Genomic DNA, 18,489 nt, shown 5'->3' on the forward strand with positions numbered 1-18,489 from the left:
CACCACCTGGGCACCCGCGCTACCCGCCGCCGGACCATGACACCTGAACAGTTACCCCGCCAGTTCGTCCAGGCTGGCGTTGCGGGCCCACCCTGCGTACTCCAGGCATTGTGCGAGCTGCCGGCGGTCGACGTCCCGCTTCACCTCAATCACATGGACATGGCCGTCGATATCTAGCGCAACGATGTCCGGGCGAATCCCGTCGCCAACCGTCGGCTGCCGCGCCAATGGAAACAGTTGGACGCCGACGAAGGAATCCAGGTTGGCCCACAACAGGCTCTCGATCTCCTCTTCATACAGGTCTGGCCCCGCCTGCACTCGGCGGAACGGGATGAGTTCATTATCACCGATCTCAAACAACGGCATAGCTACTCCTTTGCCCCCTCAATGTCGATACCAATGCCTTCGAGGCTCTCGGCGAGCGCCCGAAACTCTTCGAGCGCTGATTCGAGGTCTTCCACGATCTCGGCAGCGATGACGCCCGGCGGCGGGAGGTTGTCGGTGTCTTCCAGGCTCTCGTCTCGCAGCCAGAAGATGTCCAGGCTGGCCTTGTCGCGAGCGACCAGGTCGTCGTATGAGAACCGCTTGAAGCGCTCGGTCCCCACACGTTCGTCGAGGTCACCGGGCCGGTAGCTCTCGACGAAGTCGTCGAGGTCGGCGCGGGTCAGCGGGTTCTGCTTCAGCGTGAAGTGCTGGTTGGTGCGCAGGTCGTAGATCCACAGGTCCTTGGTCCACGGGGTTGCCGATCCGGGTTTGCGCTCGAAGAACAACACGTTGGCCTTCACGCCCTGGGCGTAGAAGATGCCAGTGGGTAGTCGCAGCAGCGTGTGCACGTTGCACTCGTGCAGCAGCTTGCGTCGGACTGTCTCGCCGGCGCCGCCCTCGAAGAGCACGTTGTCGGGAACCACTACCGCGCACTGGCCGCCGATCTTCAGCAGCGTCTTCATGTGCTGGACGAAGTTGAGCTGCTTGTTGGACGTCGACGCCCAGAAGTCCTCGCGCACCACCGTCATGTCCTGCCGGTCAACCTTGCCCTCGGCGTTGACGATGGTGACCGACGACTTCTTGCCGAACGGCGGGTTGGCCAGCACCAGGTCGAACCGTTGGCCTGGATCGGCACGCAGGGCATCGTCGAGGTGGATCGGGCTGTCACTCTCCGGCGTCTCGATGCCGTGCAGCAACATGTTCATGGCACACAATCGCGCAGTGTTCTCGACGATCTCCCACCCCGTGAAAGCACCCGATCGCAGGTGCTGCTTTTGGGCACGGTCCAGGTGAGGGTTGTTCTTGACGATGTAGTCGTAGGCGGCCAGAAAGAATCCGCCGGTGCCGCACGCCGGGTCGCAGATGCGCATATCTGGCGTGGGCTGCATCACGTCGACCATCGCCGAAATCAGCGCCCGAGGCGTGAAGTACTGGCCGGCGCCCGACTTGGTGTCGGCGGCGTTGCGCTCCAGGAGCCCTTCGTAGGCGTCGCCCTTCACATCAACGTCCAGGCCCATCCACGTCTCGCCATCAATCAGGTCGTGGATGAGGCGCTGGAGCTTGGCCGGGTCCTGGATCCGGTTCTGCGCCTTCCGGAAGACCACGCCGAGCATGTCGTCGGTGGTGCCCAACTCGTTGAGGATACGGATGTAGTGCGCCTCCAGCGCCTCGCCAGACAGCTTCAGCAGCGAGGGCCAGTCGAGCCCGTCAGGGACGATGTCGGGCAACCCCAGCTCACGCTGCTCCTCGGACATCTTGAGGAACAACAGATACGTGAGCTGCTCCACGTAGTCGCCATATGACAAGCCGTCGTCCCGCAGGACGTTGCAGTAGTTCCACAGCTTGTCGACCAGCGCCTTCGAGTCAGTCATCGCCTGCATCTCGCGGTCATGTTTCTCCGTGTCATTCTGCGGTAGCCGCTATCGGGGCCATGAAGGCGGCCATCCGGTCGACACACGCCTGGTAGGTGGGTTCCAACCCTCGCCGCTTCCGAATCAGGCCAGCTTCGGTCAGACGATTGAGGTCTCTCGCCACCATCTTCGAACTCCCCTTCGCGTACGAGCTGGCAACATTTGGGGTGATCAGTTTGATCTGATCCTGCGTGAACCACTGCTGTGGCAGCATCGCCAGAACCACCTCTCGCTGCCGGTCGCTGGCCTTGCCAGTTGGGTACCTACTCATGACCTCGCTGACGAAGTTGACCCAGGCGACTTGGAGTTGCTGAAGGCGCACGACCTCGATCTCGTCGCGTATTCCATCGACGAATCCCTCCGTGGCATAGGAAACAAATTCCACGATGCTGTTGGTCTTGCTCGCTCGGCCAAGCTCCCGGTAGTACTGGTCCCGGGTCAGGTTGTAGTGATTCGACAGCAGGTGGGCTGCAGGTAGCGGCACCTTTCCCGACCTGGCGAGGATGAGGAACTCCACGAGACGGGCCGTGCGACCGTTGCCATCGCCAAACGGGTGGATCCATGCCAGGTAGAGGTGCGCCATCATCGCCCGCACCAGCATCAACGAAAAGTCGATCGACGGATCTTCGTTCTTGAAGTCGGGGCCTTCCAGCCATTCACAGAGCCGATCAAGGAGGTACTCGCAGTCCTCGGCTGGCGCCCCCCGATATCCGCCAACAACCACCGAGTGATCCCGGAGCTGGCCGGGAACGGTGCCGTCGTTCAGTTGCTCTTCCAAGCCGTTGAGAACCTGGTCGTTGTAGTCACGAATCAGGTCAACCGTCAGCTTCGGGTACTGCCCATCCTGCACCTGTGAATCGATCGACCCAAGTGCACCCAGAAGGTTGCGAACCTCAACCTCTTGGTAGTGCCGCGACGGTGGCGCTTCGTACGAGCCGTCGAGCAACCCAGCAACCTGCGCTTCGGTCAGCGTGTTGCCTTCGATGGCCGTGGTCGCTTGGGCACCCTTGATCAGGGTGACTCGGTTGAGTTCTTCAGCGACCGCAGGTTGAAGCGGCGCTCCGGCCAAGTGCTCGCACTTCGATCGTGCCTCTCCCAGCAACATCCACGAATGCGGACCCATGGCGTTGATCTGGCTCAAGCTGAAACTCAGCCAAGGGTGGGATTCCTCGTAGGTCCTGCTCATAGGAGCACCTTATCTAACTTACCCCTTTTTTTGTTCTTCACCTTGCCCCTCGGCGCGTCCATCACCGTGTCATGCCGACGCAGCGACAGAGCGGGCCGGATACTCGCCCCACGCGCGACCATCAAGGAGCCGTCCGTTGGACTTTGGTCTCTGGCCACCCCACTGCTTGAAGAAGAACGGCGTGCCGCTGTCGACGCAGGCGTCACGAATGGCACGGATGCTCTCCGGGTCGACAGGCCGGCATGACGGGCCGCTCTCACCCCCAACGATCACCCAATCGATACCGTCGAGATTCACCGCCACCGGACCGAGCAGCGGTTCGATCGACAAGAACCGCACCGCAGCCGGGACCTCTCGAAGATGATCGACTCGAAACTCATAGCTCTGAGTCTCGACCGAAGTGCCAACCCAGAGGTTCGGCGGCCAATCGAGCACATCGGCGAGCTGCCCAAGCCGTTTCGACCGCTTCGTGAGCAACTGGTAGGTGTGGCGCGGCGTCTCAGCCATCACAGCGAAGACATCGCGGATGAACGTGACCGGCACGTCGCGGTGGAAGAGATCGCTCATCGAGTTTACGAAGATCATCCTCGGCTTGGACCAGCGGAGCGGGATCGAGAGCGTGTCGGGGTGGATGGTCAGGGCGAAGCCAGACCCGCTGGTGCGCGGGCCACCGTCGACTTGATACTTTGCCTGCCCCATGGCCTTTAGGCGCGCCGCCATCGTGAGCGCGTAGCAGTTGTCGCAGCCCGGCGAAGTCTGGTCGCATCCAGTTGTCGGATTCCAGGTTGCGTCGGTCCATTCAATGGAGGATTCAGCCATCGGCCGCTGCAGCCTTCTTACGAGGTGCCGGTTTCGTCGTTGCCCGCTCGGCAGCAATGCGTTCGAGCAACACCGCCGCCGGTTCGTCCGTTGGGTCTTGCGGTGCCAGTAGGCCTGAGAATGCATTGGTGAGGATTGCCCGCCGCATGGCAACAGAACGTTGCCGAGCGGTGTCAATCTGATGTCGGAGTCGATTGACTCGCTGGTGCAGCTCATCAAGGCGATCGGCAACCTGTGCTTGGATCACCAAGCTGGCGACCGGAATCATGACCTTGTTCAGCTTCGAGGTACTGAGGGTGTAGAGGCCCGACGTTGAGCTCGCAATGGCTACAAGCTGCTGAGCGTTAGCCGGGCTATTCCAAAAAGCGTTCAGGAAACGGGAATCGAGCTCCTCACCGGGTCGGACTCGAATGAGGTGGTTTTGGTGGACACAATCCGCAATCTCCCCAGACCAGATTGCGCTCCGTCCGATCTGATCAGGGCTGCCGTTGCCTTCCACCACCAGCAGGTCGCCCTCCGACAAACGGAACCTGTCGATTTCGCCATCGAAAAGCTCGATCTCGTGCACATCGCTGAGCTCAAGTTGGTTTCGCTTGACGTTCGCAACTCGAAGGAAAGGGCGCGGATTCGTCGCTGGCTTCCGCTTGGGCTGTTTCTGAATGCCACCTCGGACCTCGGCCAAGTCACCCAGCGGTGCTCGGTCGGTCAGGTTCGCAAAGGCGAGATCGACCTCGGTGGCGGCGAGAACCGCAGTCCGCCGGTCTGCAGCTGCCAGCGAGGCCTCGGCGGCGTCGAGGCGGGAGAAGTGCTCTTCGATCGCTGCCACGATCCGTCGTTGTTCGGGGAGCGGAGGGACCGGCAGTCGGATCGTCGCCAGGTTCCTCCGAGAGATCCGCTTTCGCGTTGTGCCCGTTGCGAGCCCGGCAACCTCCGCCCTGGTTACTGGTGAATTCAATGCCCACATCAACCAGCGCCGATCGATCCCCGCATCTGGCCTCAAAATACAAACGTCCACGACTGTGATCGCCGGCTGACCCAGGTCTGGCGCGATACAAGCTCGTCCCAACGGAGCAGGCATGCGGGCAACAAGTACATCGCCGGGCTCAACTGGCTTGACTGTCAGCCGTTCCGCCGCTTCCACGTTGACGAATCGACTCGACCGATCTCGGAAAAAGCCGTCACCAACGTCCGCAAGTTGGAGAAGCCGAATCTCACCATCAGGGTCTTGGTCTTTAGTCTCGACCCAATCGCCGTCGGCGAAGAATCCGTTCGCGAGAACGTCGGCAACGGTGGACCACGCCCAGCCTTCGGGCAGGTCGCTCATGCGGCGAGGGCTTTGGTGAGGTCGACGAGGATGCTGTCGAGGTCGTTTCCGAACAGTTCTCTCGCCTTGAACAGGCCGCCGTGTTGGCTGAACGGCGGATCCTGCAACTCGACCAAATCGATACTCAAGCTGGCGGCGAGGTGATCGCGGATGAGTCCGAGCCACTCTGTCTGGCCCTCCGTGAAGGTGCGACCGTCCTGTAGCTGTTGGAGCATCCAAGCGTCGAAGCGCTCTTGCACCCGCTGTGGCCACGGCTCCAACTGGTCGTCGACACCGAGGGCGAAGCGAACGAGCGACACCAGGTTGGTCAACACAGTTCCGGCTGAGCCGCGGACCTTCGAATCATCCAACGTTTCGTAGGCATCCCAGAGCTTCTCGGCGGTCCAGCTATGCGGGGGTTTGCTGATGGCGTCGGCCAAGGCCTTGATGTCGGCGTAGGTCGGCCGCTGGGCATACGGCTTGGAGAAGTACACCTGCAACCCGGTGATCTCGTCCTGATTGTCCTCCAGGTACTGACGGAACGACTCGACGGTCTGCTTCGCCCGAGACTCGGCGTCGATGACGAAATCGGCCCGGGTGATGGTGTCCTTGCTGATCTCGTCGATCATCTGCTCGACGCTGCGCTGCACGTTCTCCAACTCGTCGCACAACTCGGGGTTGGAGGCGATCGGCAGGAGGGCCTGCTCGAACATCTTCTTCTTGGTGGCCTCAACCGCGGCTTCGTCCGGCGCCGCGGCGCCGCTGTCCATCTGGACCTCGGCCAGCTGCCGGTCGGGGTCGATCGCGTCAACCATCTGATGGGCCAGATCGCTGAGGGAACTGCCGGCGATCTCCTCCAACCGCTCTCGGTCGTCGGCTGCGATCCGTCCGTCGAGGCGGGTCAGCCGTGAGGCGAGCGACGACACCAGGTCCTCGCTGACGTGACCCAGCCGGGCCTGATGCAGCAGCTTGGCCAGCGACACGCCTCGCTTGCGTTCCAACGGGGTGGAGTCGCTGAGCTTCGTCTCGGTGACGCCGACGGCGTCGATCAGCACGAACCGGTCCTTGGTGACTGCATCCGGGGTGACCGCCTGGAGTGCGTCGGCGTCGATGGTGCGGACACCCCGGCCCTTCATCTGCTCGAAGAAGTTGCGGGACCGCACCATGCGCATGAACAGCACGGCCTCGATCGGTTTCACGTCGGTGCCGGTGGCGATCATGTCGACGGTGACCGCAATGCGCGGGTTGTAGCTGGTGCGGAACGCAGCGAGCAGGTCCTCGGGCTTGTTGCCGTCGGAGGACTTGTAGGTGATCTTGGCGATGATGTCGTTGCCCTTGCCGAACTCCTCACGGGCGATGCGCACGATGTCCTCGGCGTGCGAGTCGTCCTTGGCGAAGACCAGCGTCTTGGGAATGTTGACCAGACGCCCTTGGGCGTCGACCTTCCGATCGGGAAACATGGCGGGCAGGTTGTCGCGGAACGCCCGGACCACGGTGCGGATCTGATCCTTGGACACGACCTTTCGGTCGAGCGCATGTTGGTCGTAGGTGAGGTCCTCGTCGACCGCTTCCAGCCGCTCCTGGCGGGTTTCGCGGTTGCGGAACGTGGTGACGTATCCCTGGTCCCCCTCGATGGTGGAGCCGGCCTCGGTGATGGCCGTTGAGAGACGGAAGACGTCGAAGTCGACGTTGACCCCGTCGGCGACCGCCTGGGGGAAGCCGTACTCCATCACCAGGTTCTGGTTGAAGAAGCCAAACGTCTGCTTGCCGGGCGTGGCGGTCAGCCCGATGAGGAAGGCATCGAAGTACTCGAGCACCTGGCGCCACACCCCATAGATCGAGCGGTGGCACTCGTCGATAATGATCACATCGAAGGCCTCGATGGGCAGGTGTTCGTTGTAGTCGACCTCAATGGTGCGCTGCGGTTCGTTGTCGAACGTGGAGTGTTCGTCGAGCTCCTCCTCGAAAGTGTCGTCGCCACGGAGGATGGAGTACACCCGCTGGATGGTGCTGATGCACACCTTGGACACCGGGTCGACGGTGTTCGATGACAGTCGTTGCACGTTGTAGAGCTCGCTGAACTTCCGGCCCGTTCCGGGCACGTCGAAGCCTTGGAACTCCTTGAGGGTCTGCTTGCCGAGGTTGGCGCGGTCGACCAAGAACAGGATGCGCTTGGCGCCGCCCTGGGTGATGAGGCGCTCAGCGATGTTGGCGGCGGCGAACGTCTTGCCCGAACCGGTCGCCATCTGGATCAGTGCCCGGGGCCGGTTCTCTTGCAGTGAGCGCTCAAGGTTGGTGATGGCATCGTGCTGCGCGTCCCGTAGCCAGGGCGTCTGCTCCTTGGGCGGCAAGGGTTCGATGTCGTGGACCGTCGCTCGCAGCGACCCGCCAAGGCCTTCAACGTCGGCTTCCACCATGTCGGCGAGGGTGTTGGGCCGGTGAAACCAGAACACACGGCGGGCTGTCGGTTCGGGATCGAACCGACACGTGAACCACGTTTCGTCGCCGGTTGATTCATATCCGAATGGGAGGTGCCCGCTCCCGGTGAGGTGGGCCGGCAACGCGTCGGGAATGCTCGACTGGTACTTGACCGTCTGCCACTCGACCCCGGCCAGCGTGGTGCCCTGCTTCTTGGCCTCGATTACCCCGACCGCCTGGCGATTCAAGAACAGGACGTAGTCGGCGGGACCGGCGTTGGTGACCAACTCTCGAACCGCCACGCCTTCGCCCGCGTACAGGTTGACATTTTTGTAGTCCTGGACCACCCAACCGGCGCGCTTGAGCATCTGGTCGATGCGAATGCGAGCCTTATTCTCGGGGGCGAGGTAGTCGGCTGGGTCGGCGGGAACCATCGCCGGCAACCCTACGAGGTTGAGGACTGACCAAGCCGGATCGGATTCAGGAGTCGGTCCAGGTCATTTAGCGAGGGCCGTAGATCAACAGGGCGATAAGGACACCTGCCACCGAGAAGAACGCACCGAGGATCACGTTGAGCTGATGCCGCATGGCCTTCTCGAAGTGAGCGCGGTTTCCCTTGTCAGTGCTCTCAATCCTGAGTTCCAGCAGCTTGCGTTGTTGGTCGAGATCTCGCTTGGTGGCGACATCGGCCCAGCCGACCGGCGGAAGCATCCCCATCATGGTGGTGGCCCCCTCCTTGCCGACGGCTTCATCGAGTTGCTGATGGAGATGATACCTGGATTCTTTAGTGACGGTCGTCGCACGGCTCCGTGATCTGGTGGATTCAGGACGAAGAGGCCGACGGGGCCTCCGACCGGGCGACCTGCTTCCGAGGGCGTGCCGCGTCTCACCTCACCCATCATGAACCCGGCCAGTGACAATCAACTGGCCGCTGATCTTCCGATCAGTTGCGGCGGTACGCGACCGGTCGATGCCGGATGTCCAGCGCGACGACCGCCCGCCGGTGTTCGTTGATCTCATACAGGATGCGCCATTCCCTCCCCAGCCGAGCGCTGTAGATGCCGCTCATCTCACCGCGAAGGGGTTTGCCGACCCTTCGCGGATTATCGAGAAGCGGTCCGGTGATGAACTCGGCGGCGGCGAGCGCAACGTCATGCGGGAGTCGGCCGGCCAACGTCCGCCGAGCCTGCGGCGAGGTACCAAGCTCGAAGAGTTCGATACTCACGAAGCCTGTCGGCGCTGAACCAACGCATGGACCGCGTCGGTGCCGTACTCGACATCTCCCGAGGCCACCGAGTCGCGGGCGTCGGCCAATGCACGCAGGGTTTCTGCGTCGGCCATGATCTCGTCGGTCTCCCGGTCGGCCAGATACGACTCGATGGCAACGATCACCGCCTGGTGAACGCTCCGCCGATCCTCTTCTGCGACCACTCGCAGTTCGTCCAGGAGGTCATCGGGAAGTCGAAGTGTCATGGCCATACCTTGATGGTAGCGCGATGCACCATCGCGGTACCATCACGCAGAGCAGGGCAGCCACAGCTCCACCAGCAGGCCCCCACCGGGCCGATCGGCGAGGCTGAGCCCGCCACCCGAGGCCTCGGTCAAGCCCACGGCGATCGGCAACCCCAGGCCGGTTCCCGGTGTGGTTTGGGCACCCCTCCAGAACCGCTCGAGTGCCCGGGCCTTTTGCGCGTCGTTCAACCCAAGGCCCCGGTCGGCCACTCTGAGCCGCACCCGATCGCCGGCCCGCTCCAACGTCACGGTCACCTCTTGGCCGGCCGGACTGACCTGGAGCGCATTGTCCAGCAGGTTGTCGAGGATCTGCTCGACCGAGCCGGGCACCGCAGAGGCCCACAGTGCCCCGTCGGGACGATCGAGGCGAAGTGTCACGTCGACGCCGTCGGCGACCGCCGACCACGTATCGATGCGGTCGGCGGCGATGGCGGCCACGTCGGTGCGCTCTGCAGGCGGCGGCTGATCGGCGCGGGCCAGCTTCAACAGGTCGCTCACCAGGTCGGCGAGGCGGCGGGTCTCGTCGATCGCCGCCTCCACCTCGGCGCCCTGTGTCCCCTCCCCCAGCTCGGCCGACAGATTTTCGAGGCGCAGCCGCAGGGCGGTCAACGGCGAGCGCAGCTGGTGGGAGGCGTCGCTGACGAAGGCCCGTTGGGCGCTCAGCAACCCGTCGAGGCGGGTCGCCATGACCCCCATCGTGTCGGCCAGGGCGGCGATCTCCGCGGGCGCGTCGGGGTGGACCGGCGCCACGCTCAGGTCGCCGTCGGCGAACCGGCTGGCCGAGGCCTGCAACTCACGAAGCGGCCTGGTGACCGAGCGGGCCACGGCCCAACCGATCACCGCCACTGCCCCCAGCACCACGGCGGCCATGGCCACTAGGGACAGCCAGAAGCCACGGATCCGCTCGGTCACCTCGTGGGCGTCCACCGTCAGACGCAGCATCCCGTGCACGCTGCCTCCGGACGCGACGGGCACCGCCACGTACAACAGGTCGGTGTTAAGCGTCTTGGACTGGCGGATGCCCGATGCCCGCTCACCGGCGAGCGCCTGGGCCACCTCCGGCCGGGTGGAAAAGTTGCGCCCCACCGCCGCATCGGTGTCCAACACCGAGATGCCCTCGCTGTCGGTGACCACCACGCGTGACTGGGTCCGGGCGGCGTAGCGCTCGGCCTGGGTGGGATCGATCGGGGCGCCGCCATCCAGAACGTCCTCGTAGTACGAGGCGAGCACCACGGCGTCGCGCTCGGCGGCGGCAGTGAAGCGCTCCTGCTCGCGTTGCGAATAGAAGAAGGCGAGGGGGATCTCCAGCACCAGGAGTACCACCAAGGTGACGACGAGATACCCCAACAGCAGCCGTCGGGTCATCCGCCGCCATCCAGCTCGACCAGCCGAAACCCGACCCCACGGACCGTCTCGATCAGCTCGGGTGCAAGCTTCTTGCGCAGCGACGCCATGTGCACGTCGAGGGTCTTGGTCGAGCCCCACCAGTGCTCGTCCCACACCGAGTCGATCAGGTGCTCTCGGGTCAACACCGCCCCCGGGTCGGATGCCAGCTCGACGAGCAGCTCGTATTCCTTCGGGGTGAGCGACACGTCGGCGCCCGCATAGATGACCTCGCGGGTGCGCTGATCCAACGTCAAGGGGCCCAACTGCACCCGGCTGTCGGCCGGACCCTCGACCTCGCCACCGACGCGACGGAGCACCGCCCGGATGCGGGCCACCAGCTCGCGGAACCCGAACGGCTTCACCACGTAATCGTCGGCGCCAAGCTCCAACAACAGCACCCGGTCGATCTCCTCACCCCGGGCCGATACCACGATGATCGGCACCGCCGAACGGCTGCGCAGGCGACGGCACACCTCCCGTCCGTCCAGATCGGGCAGACCCAGGTCCAACAGCACCAGGTCGGCTGCGGGTGCGGCCAGGGCATCGGCACCGTTGGCCACCAGGTGCACGTCGAAGCCCTCGCGCTCCAGGCCGGAGCGCAGGGGCTCACCGATGGCGGGATCGTCCTCGACGACCAACAGGTTCACGACGCCACCCTGCCATGCACGGACGGCATTCCGGCGATCTTTGCCAAACCTTTACCTTCGCCTGGGCAGACGCTGTCTCACGGATCCCTACGTTGACCTTCATACCCGGCAACGGCAGAACCGCCGCTCCGGTCATGGCAACCGAAAGGGACCCCCCATGCTGAAGAAGCGCACCGTCGTGACAGCGCTGTCCATCGCCGCCATCGTTGTGGCCGGCGGCGCCGCAGTGGCCGCCAACGTCGGCATCCTCAATGCTGCCGACAACACCCCGATGGGAACCCTGTCCGCCGAGGCCGACCTGGCCACCGTGGCAGCCCCCTCCTCCAGCAGCACTACCGCAGCCACGTCGGCCGGTGCTCCGCAGCGATTTGTTGTCGAGAGCGCCGGACAGGTGGAGGTGCTGCGCGACGGAGCCAAGCTGACGCTCGGCGAGGTGCTGCCGTCGGCGGGTTGGCAGGCCCGACCCGGAGCCGTCACGTCCGACTCGGCCGAGGTGACCTTCACCTCGGGGACCGACGAGCTGGTGTTCACAGCCACCTTGGCAGGTGATGGCACCGTCACCGGGGCGGCGAAGCGACCGGGCCAATCGGTCGAGACGATCCCCCAGGCCACCGCATCCTCCACGTCATCGGCCGGCGGCCACGACGACGATCACGCCGACAGTGATCACGACCAAGCCGACCACGACAGCAAGGACGACGACCACCGGGATACCGGCGATACAGACAAGGACCACGACAGCCACGGGGAGGACGACGATGACTGACCCCGGAAACCCGATCGATCAGCAGCGGCGGCTGGCCGAGCTGCAGGCCCGACGGCCGAAGGCGAAGCGACGCCACCCCGCCCGTGCGAGCCGCATCGTCGTCCTCGGGCTGAGCACCACCGCCATGTTTGGCATGGTGGGAAAGCTGGGGTTCGATGCGAGCACCCAGACGGTGACCGCACGGGGCGACACACCCACCGGCCAGCCGGCGACGGCACTCACCGGTCAACCGGCCGACGCGTCGGTCGAGGCCACCATCGACGCCGAGCTGGCGAACGCCACGGTGGTCACCGCTCCCCCCATCCGGGTGACCGTGCCCCCGGTCGGGTCCAGCGACTCCTCAACAAACAGCTCGTCGGGATCGTCGACGGCGGCGGACCCGAGCCCCTACCAGCCCGCTCCGGTTGAGATCGCCGTCCCAACCCGCACTCAAACACCGGTTCGGACCAGTGGCAGCAACTGAGACCCGGTTCCGCTGCATGGCCAGCTCGGTCGTGATCATCACGCTCGACGGCCCGGCGTCGGCGGGCCGGGACGCTCGCCTCCGGCTCGTCGAGCTGGAGGCGCTCTGGAGCCGCTTCGCGCCGGGCAGCGACATCGACCGCCTCAACCGTGCGGCAGGCGCACCGGTGCCCGTCAGCCGCGCCACCATCACGCTGCTCAACACCATGGTGGAGGCTGCCAAGGCAACAGATGGCCGCTTCGACCCCACCGTGCTGCCGGCCCTGATCGAAGCCGGCTACCAGGCCAGCATCGATGACGCCGACCGCATCACCACGCTGTCACCGGGGCCCCACCGAAGCTGCGTCGGCCTCGAGGACGTGGTGATCGACGCCGATGCCCGCACGGTGACGCTGCCGCCGGACGTAGCCATCGACCCCGGCGGTATCGGGAAGGGTCTCGCAGCCGACCTGGTTGCCGAACAACTCGTGCTCGACGGAGCAGCCGGGGCACTCGTCAGCATCGGCGGGGACCTGGCGGCCGCCGGAGACTCGCCCGAGGCCCACGGCTGGGAGGTGGAGGTGGAGGATCCCCACGACCCCGTCCATGCACTGGCGCACCTGGGCGTGCCCTGCGGCGGCGTGGCGACGTCGTCCACCGTCAGCCGGCGCTGGGATGTGGGTCAGACGAGCACCCACCACGTGATCGATCCCCGCACCGGCGTTGCGTCGACCACCGACCTGGCTGCCGTCACCGTCGTCGCGCCCCGGGCCTGGCTGGCCGAGGCACACGCCACCGGAGTATTGCTCGGTGGCAGCGACCACGTGCTGGCCTACGCCCACGAGCACCGCCTGGAGGCGCTGGCGGTCGACACGGAGGGCCGAGTGTTCGCCACCGGTGGCCTCGACCCCACCCTTATCCGCCCACTTCGAGCACTGACCGAGGAGGTCTGTTGATGAACGGCCAAGTGTGGTGGTTCGTCGCACGCGCTTCGGGAATCGTCGCCTGGGTGCTGCTGACCGCAACCGTGCTGTGGGGCATCCTGTTGCCCGCCAAAATGTTTCCCAGGCAGCGACCGGCGTGGATCCTGGACCTCCATCGTTGGATGGCCGGGCTCACCATCGGATTTCTCGCCGTACACCTGGGCTCGTTGGTGGCTGACAACTACCTGCACTTCGGCGCCGCCGAACTGTTGGTGCCCGGCCAATCCGAGTACGAGACGGCGGGGGTAGCCCTCGGCATCCTCGCCATGTGGCTGCTGCTGATCGTCGAGCTGACCTCGCTGGCCAAGAAGCACCTGCCCCGCCGGGCGTGGCACGCCGTCCACCTGTTCAGCTACGGCGCCTTCATGTTGACCAGCCTGCACGGCGTGCTGGCCGGTACCGACGCCCAGAGCCCGTTGTTTCTCGCCACCACCATCGCTGCGGTGGTGTCGGTGGTGTTCGCCACCATCTACCGGGTGGTGACGCGACGGGATCGCAGCCAGCGGGTGCGCTCCATCGACCCGTCGGCGACGTCGCGCCCGGGTCCCTCTGCCCCGACGCAGAACCGACGCGTGGTCTACCCCGTCACCCAGCAGCGCTGAGGCCGGTCCCCAGACGATCGAACGATGCCTCGACCAGGTCGGGCAGCGACCGTCGGTGGCCGGTGAGGATCCAATGGCGCAGCGACGATCGCATGCATGCCAACGCCGCCGAGGACATGAGCCGGGGCCTGATGTCCTCGGCGTTCACCCCCATCCGTTGGGCCAGCACCTCGGCCACGGTGTCCTCCCAACCGGCCTGGAGTTGGAGGCTGCGGGCGTGCACCGATGGGTTGACGGCCATGATGGCGAACCTGCGAATGAGGTCGTCGCGTTGGGCCTCGTAGTCGGCGGCGACCACAGCAAACGACTCGCGCAACGCCAGCCACGGCGCCTCGCTCGCGGGACGGCGGCCGAGTTCGTCGGTGGTGCGCTTCAGGCGATCGGCGTAGTCGGCCAGCACCACGTCTTCCTTGGTCGGAAAGTAGGAGAAGAACGTCCGCGGGGCGATGTCGGCGTCGGCGGCGATCTCGTCGATCGTGGTGGCGTCAAACCCGTTCTCCCCGAACCGGTTGAGCGCAGCGACCTCGATGCTGCGCCGCCGCTCCAGCTTCTTGCGTTCCCGCAGGCCCAGTTCCTCGCTCACGCCGTCGATCTTGACAGATCGTGACAGCTAGTGCAAGATTGCAGTCCCTGCATTATTGCGTTGGGCCACACCAGGTGGACCCACCGGGAGAGGACCGATCGTGTCCAAGTGGCTGTACCGGCTGGGGCGTTTCGTCGATCGACGGCGCTGGTTTGTCATCGCCGCATGGTTGATCGTCGCCGTGACGGTCGTGGGCGTCAACCGGATCGCCGGCGGAACGACGGTCGACAACTTCAACGTCCCGGGAGTCGAATCCCAACAGGCCATCGACCTGCTGAAGGAGCGCTTCCCCGAGCGTGCCGGAGCGACCGCCATGGTCGTCTTCCATGTCCCCGACGGTTCGGTGACCGACGCCAAGAACGCCGCCGGCATCGAGGCGAGCGTCGCCAAGATCAGCAAGCTCGACCATGTGCAGTCGGTGACCGAACCGCTGGCCAGCCCCCTCTCCCAGTCGCCGGACAGAAAGACCGCGTTCGCAGCGGTGCAGTTCAACGCATCGACCGCCGAATTGGGACGGCCCGCCGTCGACGCGCTGGCCGCCACCGGCAAGCCGGCCGAGGCGGCCGGGGTTCAGGTGGAGTTGGGGGGTGAGCTGTCAACGGTCCTGAAGGAACGCACCACCGGGCCCGCCGAGATGATCGGCATCATCGCCGCCCTGATCATCCTGTTCGTCACCTTCCGCGCCCTCGTCGCCTCGGTGATGCCGCTCGGGGTCGCCATCGTCGGGCTGATCGTCGGGCTGTCGATCGTCGGGCTGCTCGGGTCGCTGATCGACATCCCGTCGGTGGCCCCACGGCTGGGCACGATGATCGGGCTTGGGGTGGGGATCGATTACGCCCTCTTCATCCTGAGCCGCCATCGAGACAACCTCGACGCCGGCATGTCGAAGGCGGAATCGGTCGGGCAGACCAATGCCACCGCCGGCGAGGCGGTCGTCGTCGCCGGCGGCACCGTGGTGGTGGCCATTCTTGGGCTCCAGATGGCCGGGATCCCCTTCGTCGCCGCCCTCGGTTACTCCGCATCGCTGGTGGTCGCCGTGGCGGTGCTCGTCGCCATCACCCTGCTGCCGGCGCTGCTCAGCGTCGCCGGCGCCCGGGTGCTGCCCCGCTCGCACCGCAACGCTGTGGCCACGACGGCCGTCACGGCTGCGGCATCAGCAACGGGCGCTACCGCAGACCCGGCCGATGTCGAAGCGCACCGCAGCGGTTGGGTTCGCTGGGCCCATTGGGTGGCGTACCACCCGTGGCGGTCATCGATCGCGGCCACCTTCGTGTTGCTGCTGCTGGCCACCCCGATGCTCGGCATGCGGCTGGGCCAGGCCGACGCCGGGACCGACCCGACCAGCACCACCCAACGCCGGGCCTACGACCTGCTCGCCGCCGGGTTCGGCGCCGGCTTCAACGGTCCGCTGCTGCTCGTGGTCGACCTCGGTCCGTCCGCCGACCAGGCGGTGCTCGAACGCATCACCGCCGATGTCCGCAGCGATCGCGGCGTGCGGGTCGTCTCCCCGGCCGCGGTCAACGACGCCGGGAACACCGCCCTGATCACCGCCATCCCGACGACCAAGCCTCAGGATCAGGCGACGAGCGATCTGGTCCACCGGCTGCGCAGCACCACGCTGCCCGAGGCGACCGCCGGGACCGACACCAAGGCGCTGGTCGGCGGGCCAACCGCCGGGTTCATCGACCAGTCCGACAAGATCTCGGCGCGGCTCCCCTGGTTCATCCTGGCGGTGGTGTCGCTGTCGTTCCTGCTGCTGATGACCGTGTTCCGCTCGATCTTCGTTCCGCTGAAGGCGGCGCTGCTGAACCTGCTGTCGATCGGCGCCGCCTACGGCGTGGTGGTGGCCGTGTTCCAGTGGGGTTGGGGCCGGTCACTGATCGGGCTCGATGAGGCGGTGCCCATCGCGTCGTTTGTGCCCATGATGATGTTCGCCATCCTGTTCGGGCTGTCGATGGACTACGAGGTGTTCATCCTGTCCCGCATCCGCGAGGAGTACCACGACGGTCACAGCAACATCGACAGCGTGGTCGTGGGCCTCGGCGCCACCGCCAAGGTGATCACCGCCGCAGCGTTGATCATGATCAGCGTGTTCCTCGGATTCGTCGCCGGCGACGACCCGGTGGTGAAAATGATGGGCGTCGGGCTCGCCACTGCGGTGGCGGTCGACGCCACCATCGTCCGCATGGTGCTCGTCCCCGCCACGATGGCCCTCATGGGCGACGCCAACTGGTGGCTGCCCAAGTGGCTGGGCCGGATCCTTCCGGAGATCGACCTGGACCACCCGGTCTCGGAGGAGGAAGTGACAGGCACCTCGGGAGACGCCTGAATCTGGGTGCAATGCAGTGTCTCGGAGCCCGGACCGGTCAGTGTGGCCCGAAAATCGACAGAGCTATAAGTATCCCCGCCACAGAAACCAGGGCACTGAGCATCGCCGTCTGCATGCGCCGCAGTGCTCCCTCGAAATCGGCGCGAACCCTCGAAACTTCGGTGGCAACTCCGGCGAACTCCGCGCGAATCAGCAGTTCCAGCCGATCGCTCTGTTGGTCGAGGTCTCGCTTGGTGGCCACGTCGGCCCAGCCCACAGGCGGAAGCAGTTCCATCATGGTGACCGCTCCTTCCTTGCCTACGGCCGCGAGCCGTAACGCAGGGTGGCGTCCGAGCGCTCTCCCCCGCTGTGGCGGCCGTGGATGTCGGCCCACAGCTCGTCGATGGCGACGACAAGCGACGCCTGATCGCCGGAGTTGTCGATCACCCAGTCGGCCAGCTTGCGCCGGTCCTCGCGGGACGCCTGGGCGGCGACGCGGTTGCGGGCGTCGACCTCGTCGAAGCCCCGGTGCTTGACCAGCCGAGCGATCGCCACCTCGGGGTCGACATCGACGACGACCACGCCGGCGAGGCCGTCCATGCCGGACTCGGTCAGCAGCGGCACGTCCATGACGACCACGTTGTCGGTGTCGGCCTGGGCCAACACCCGGTTGGCCAGCTCGGTACGCACGGCGGGATGCACGATGGCGTTCAGGTCGGCCAGTGCGGCCTCATCGCCGAACACCTGCTGGGCGACCGCCGCCCGGTCGAGCGTGCCGTCGTCGTTGAGGATGGCGTCGCCGAAGCGCTCCACCATCGCCTCGAGCACCGGCTGACCGGGAGCCTGCAGTTCGTGGACCACCGCATCGGCATCGACGAGTACCGCCCCCCGCTCCACGAGCAGCGCAGCCACCGTCGACTTGCCCGACCCGATTCCGCCCGTCAGTCCAACCAGCAACATGGGCGGCGACGGTACCAGCCTCCCACCGCCGAACGCGTCAACCGAACGCCGACCAGGGGGCCCCTCGGGGTGACTGGGGACGCGGCGTAGGGTGGGAGCGTCGCCGTTGGGCGACCACACCTGTCAGCACCGCAATCGAGGGGACCCCATGGCCGTCACCGCCAGCACGCCGATCGAACTTGTCAACGACGCATACGCCCGCTTCGACGAGCGTATCGACGACGCCCGCACCCGCTTGGGCCGTCCCCTGACGCTGGCGGAGAAGATCCTGATCGCCCACCTGGCCGATCCCTCCGCCGAGATCGAGCGTGGGGTCACCTACAACGACCTGAACCCCGACCGGGTGGCCATGCAGGACGCCACCGCCCAGATGGCGCTGCTGCAGTTCGTCACCGCCGGCCTGCCCGAGGTGGCCGTGCCATCCACCGTGCACTGCGACCACCTGATCCAGGCCAAGGAGAACGGCCTGGTCGACCTGCTGGCCGCCGAGAAGAACAACGCCGAGGTGTACGACTTCCTCGAGTCGGTGTCGGCCAAGTACGGCCTGGGCTTCTGGAAGCCGGGCGCCGGCATCATCCACCAGGTGGTGCTCGAGAACTACGCCTTCCCGGGCGGCATGATGATTGGCACCGACAGCCACACCCCCAACGCCGGCGGCCTGGGCATGATCGCCATCGGCG

The 18,489-nt window shown here is 65.6% G+C and carries 20 protein-coding genes; 6 read left to right on the forward strand and 14 right to left on the reverse strand.

Annotated elements, in window-relative coordinates:
- Positions 1-51: 51 nt before the first annotated feature.
- From PKD89_RS18520 to PKD89_RS18570, 11 genes are all read right to left on the reverse strand, one after another.
- The gene (locus PKD89_RS18520; RefSeq protein WP_289012499.1) at positions 52-366 is read right to left on the reverse strand and encodes a hypothetical protein; all 315 of its coding nucleotides are present in this window, start codon (positions 364-366) and stop codon (positions 52-54) included.
- Between the two features lie 2 nt (positions 367-368).
- The gene (locus PKD89_RS18525) at positions 369-1,865 is read right to left on the reverse strand and encodes an N-6 DNA methylase (protein ID WP_425591267.1); all 1,497 of its coding nucleotides are present in this window, start codon (positions 1,863-1,865) and stop codon (positions 369-371) included.
- 22 nt (positions 1,866-1,887) lie between these two features.
- Complete coding sequence (locus tag PKD89_RS18530; RefSeq protein WP_324332770.1) at positions 1,888-2,841, reverse strand: Fic family protein; 954 nt, start codon at positions 2,839-2,841, stop codon at positions 1,888-1,890.
- A gap of 309 nt (positions 2,842-3,150) precedes the next feature.
- On the reverse strand, positions 3,151-3,900 hold the full coding sequence (locus PKD89_RS18535; protein WP_289012496.1) for a DUF5131 family protein: 750 nt from the start codon (positions 3,898-3,900) through the stop codon (positions 3,151-3,153).
- Positions 3,893-5,224 carry a restriction endonuclease subunit S gene (locus tag PKD89_RS18540; protein WP_287379419.1) on the reverse strand — a complete coding sequence of 444 codons (1,332 nt, stop codon included), beginning with the start codon at positions 5,222-5,224 and terminating at the stop codon, positions 3,893-3,895. Before PKD89_RS18540 ends, PKD89_RS18535 begins: the two co-directional genes overlap by 8 nt.
- A complete protein-coding gene (locus tag PKD89_RS18545; RefSeq protein WP_289012495.1) occupies positions 5,221-8,055 on the reverse strand; it encodes a DEAD/DEAH box helicase family protein in 2,835 nt (944 codons plus the stop codon). Before PKD89_RS18545 ends, PKD89_RS18540 begins: the two co-directional genes overlap by 4 nt.
- A gap of 67 nt (positions 8,056-8,122) precedes the next feature.
- A complete protein-coding gene (locus tag PKD89_RS18550; protein WP_287379417.1) occupies positions 8,123-8,332 on the reverse strand; it encodes a hypothetical protein in 210 nt (69 codons plus the stop codon).
- 232 nt (positions 8,333-8,564) lie between these two features.
- Positions 8,565-8,846, reverse strand: a complete 282-nt coding sequence (locus PKD89_RS18555) for a type II toxin-antitoxin system RelE family toxin (protein ID WP_289012494.1) — start codon at positions 8,844-8,846, stop codon at positions 8,565-8,567.
- Positions 8,843-9,100 carry a hypothetical protein gene (locus tag PKD89_RS18560; protein ID WP_287379415.1) on the reverse strand — a complete coding sequence of 86 codons (258 nt, stop codon included), beginning with the start codon at positions 9,098-9,100 and terminating at the stop codon, positions 8,843-8,845. Before PKD89_RS18560 ends, PKD89_RS18555 begins: the two co-directional genes overlap by 4 nt.
- Positions 9,101-9,136: 36 nt before the next feature.
- Positions 9,137-10,498, reverse strand: a complete 1,362-nt coding sequence (locus tag PKD89_RS18565; RefSeq protein ID WP_287391971.1) for an ATP-binding protein — start codon at positions 10,496-10,498, stop codon at positions 9,137-9,139.
- Positions 10,495-11,166 (reverse strand): response regulator transcription factor, encoded by a 672-nt coding sequence (locus PKD89_RS18570; RefSeq protein WP_287379413.1) that lies wholly within the window; start codon positions 11,164-11,166, stop codon positions 10,495-10,497. Before PKD89_RS18570 ends, PKD89_RS18565 begins: the two co-directional genes overlap by 4 nt.
- Before the next feature lie 157 nt (positions 11,167-11,323).
- On the opposite strand from PKD89_RS18570, the gene PKD89_RS18575 reads away from it, so the two are divergent.
- The 4 genes from PKD89_RS18575 to PKD89_RS18590 are packed head-to-tail and all read left to right on the forward strand — an operon-like array spanning position 11,324 to position 13,958.
- A complete protein-coding gene (locus PKD89_RS18575; protein WP_289012493.1) occupies positions 11,324-11,932 on the forward strand; it encodes a hypothetical protein in 609 nt (202 codons plus the stop codon).
- Complete coding sequence (locus PKD89_RS18580; RefSeq protein WP_289012492.1) at positions 11,925-12,395, forward strand: hypothetical protein; 471 nt, start codon at positions 11,925-11,927, stop codon at positions 12,393-12,395. Before PKD89_RS18575 ends, PKD89_RS18580 begins: the two co-directional genes overlap by 8 nt.
- A gap of 16 nt (positions 12,396-12,411) precedes the next feature.
- Positions 12,412-13,329, forward strand: a complete 918-nt coding sequence (locus PKD89_RS18585; protein WP_289012491.1) for an FAD:protein FMN transferase — start codon at positions 12,412-12,414, stop codon at positions 13,327-13,329.
- Entirely contained in the window at positions 13,329-13,958 is a 630-nt protein-coding gene (locus tag PKD89_RS18590) for a ferric reductase-like transmembrane domain-containing protein (RefSeq protein ID WP_289012490.1), read from the forward strand. The genes PKD89_RS18585 and PKD89_RS18590 overlap by 1 nt, the downstream gene beginning before the upstream one ends.
- On the opposite strand, the gene PKD89_RS18595 is transcribed toward PKD89_RS18590, so the two are convergent.
- Positions 13,942-14,541, reverse strand: a complete 600-nt coding sequence (locus PKD89_RS18595; RefSeq protein WP_287379408.1) for a TetR family transcriptional regulator — start codon at positions 14,539-14,541, stop codon at positions 13,942-13,944. The two genes, PKD89_RS18590 and PKD89_RS18595, sit on opposite strands and share 17 nt — an antisense overlap.
- 100 nt (positions 14,542-14,641) lie before the next feature.
- Between PKD89_RS18595 and PKD89_RS18600 the strand changes: the two genes are divergently transcribed.
- On the forward strand, positions 14,642-16,870 hold the full coding sequence (locus PKD89_RS18600; protein ID WP_289012489.1) for an MMPL family transporter: 2,229 nt from the start codon (positions 14,642-14,644) through the stop codon (positions 16,868-16,870).
- 37 nt (positions 16,871-16,907) lie between these two features.
- Here the strand turns inward: PKD89_RS18600 and PKD89_RS18605 are convergent, their stop codons facing one another.
- Together PKD89_RS18605 and coaE are read right to left on the reverse strand one after the other, a co-directional pair.
- Positions 16,908-17,147 carry a hypothetical protein gene (locus PKD89_RS18605; protein ID WP_287391982.1) on the reverse strand — a complete coding sequence of 80 codons (240 nt, stop codon included), beginning with the start codon at positions 17,145-17,147 and terminating at the stop codon, positions 16,908-16,910.
- A gap of 20 nt (positions 17,148-17,167) precedes the next feature.
- A complete protein-coding gene (gene coaE / locus PKD89_RS18610; RefSeq protein ID WP_287391983.1) occupies positions 17,168-17,809 on the reverse strand; it encodes a dephospho-CoA kinase in 642 nt (213 codons plus the stop codon).
- 148 nt (positions 17,810-17,957) lie between these two features.
- Between coaE and PKD89_RS18615 the strand changes: the two genes are divergently transcribed.
- Positions 17,958-18,489 (forward strand): aconitase family protein (locus PKD89_RS18615; protein ID WP_324332779.1); only part of this gene is annotated, 532 nt, incomplete at its 3' end.

The organism is Candidatus Neomicrothrix sp., assembly GCF_035329545.1.
In the GTDB taxonomy this organism is placed as follows: domain Bacteria; phylum Actinomycetota; class Acidimicrobiia; order Acidimicrobiales; family Microtrichaceae; genus Microthrix; species Microthrix subdominans.

Bases quoted from the DNA above. Each gene is read 5' to 3' on its own strand.
- PKD89_RS18590 (WP_289012490.1), top strand. From the start codon at position 13,329: ATGAACGGCCAAGTGTGGTGGTTCGTCGCACGCGCTTCGGGAATCGTC.
- PKD89_RS18585 (WP_289012491.1), top strand. From the start codon at position 12,412: ATGGCCAGCTCGGTCGTGATCATCACGCTCGACGGCCCGGCGTCGGCG.
- PKD89_RS18565 (WP_287391971.1), bottom strand. From the start codon at position 10,498: ATGACCCGACGGCTGCTGTTGGGGTATCTCGTCGTCACCTTGGTGGTA.
- PKD89_RS18580 (WP_289012492.1), top strand. From the start codon at position 11,925: ATGACTGACCCCGGAAACCCGATCGATCAGCAGCGGCGGCTGGCCGAG.
- PKD89_RS18525 (WP_425591267.1), bottom strand. From the start codon at position 1,865: ATGCAGGCGATGACTGACTCGAAGGCGCTGGTCGACAAGCTGTGGAAC.
- PKD89_RS18550 (WP_287379417.1), bottom strand. From the start codon at position 8,332: ATGCTTCCGCCGGTCGGCTGGGCCGATGTCGCCACCAAGCGAGATCTC.
- PKD89_RS18520 (WP_289012499.1), bottom strand. From the start codon at position 366: ATGCCGTTGTTTGAGATCGGTGATAATGAACTCATCCCGTTCCGCCGA.
- PKD89_RS18545 (WP_289012495.1), bottom strand. From the start codon at position 8,055: ATGGTTCCCGCCGACCCAGCCGACTACCTCGCCCCCGAGAATAAGGCT.
- PKD89_RS18535 (WP_289012496.1), bottom strand. From the start codon at position 3,900: ATGGCTGAATCCTCCATTGAATGGACCGACGCAACCTGGAATCCGACA.
- coaE (WP_287391983.1), bottom strand. From the start codon at position 17,809: ATGTTGCTGGTTGGACTGACGGGCGGAATCGGGTCGGGCAAGTCGACG.
- PKD89_RS18575 (WP_289012493.1), top strand. From the start codon at position 11,324: ATGCTGAAGAAGCGCACCGTCGTGACAGCGCTGTCCATCGCCGCCATC.
- PKD89_RS18605 (WP_287391982.1), bottom strand. From the start codon at position 17,147: ATGATGGAACTGCTTCCGCCTGTGGGCTGGGCCGACGTGGCCACCAAG.
- PKD89_RS18540 (WP_287379419.1), bottom strand. From the start codon at position 5,224: ATGAGCGACCTGCCCGAAGGCTGGGCGTGGTCCACCGTTGCCGACGTT.
- PKD89_RS18560 (WP_287379415.1), bottom strand. From the start codon at position 9,100: ATGGCCATGACACTTCGACTTCCCGATGACCTCCTGGACGAACTGCGA.